This is a genomic window from Halorubrum sp. Atlit-28R (genome assembly GCF_003665955.1).
Lineage (GTDB): Archaea > Halobacteriota > Halobacteria > Halobacteriales > Haloferacaceae > Halorubrum > Halorubrum tropicale.
In genome coordinates, this window is the sequence record NZ_QPLS01000107.1 from 1 (window position 1) to 566 (window position 566).

The 566-nt window shown below is 65.7% G+C and carries 1 protein-coding gene; it reads right to left on the minus strand.

Features of this window, described 5'->3' with window-relative positions:
* A partial coding sequence (locus DVK06_RS19420; protein WP_233561793.1) for a UDP binding domain-containing protein occupies nucleotides 1-566 on the minus strand: 566 nt, incomplete at both ends.

A 566-nucleotide genomic window follows, 5' to 3' on the forward strand; every position in this document is an offset into this window, starting at 1 on the left:
TCGAACTCGTCGTCGAGCGCCGCGAACTCGTCCCAGTCGGTTGCGACGAGCGCCGCGTCGGCGTTTGCGAGCGCGTCGGCGGCGGAGTCGGCGTAGTCGATGTCGGGGAACCGCTCCCGCATGTTCTCGGTGGCGACGGGGTCGTAGCCGACGACGTCGGCCCCTGCGTCGAGGAGCGCCTGAATGAGTAAAATCGCGCGGGATTTCCGGATGTCGTCGGTGCCGGGCTTGAACGCGAGTCCGAGCACGGCGACGCGCTTGCCGTCGAGGTCGAATCGCTCGCGGACGGTCGAAATCCAGTCCTGCGGGGCCGACGAGACGATTGCGAGTTTCTTGCCCGCCGCGCGGAGGTCCGAAAACAGCTCCTCCGCGCCGTCCATCAGGACGACGTGCTCGCCGTAGACACTCTCTGAGTTCTCGTGGTACGCCGCGACGAACTCGTCTTTCGTGACGGTCGTCCCGTACTCCGCGTCGAGGTAGTCGTATATCTCGCGGAAGTTCATCCCCGTTATCTCCTCGTGGTCGGGGTCGCCGGACTCGATGGCGTCGGCTAACACCCACTCGTC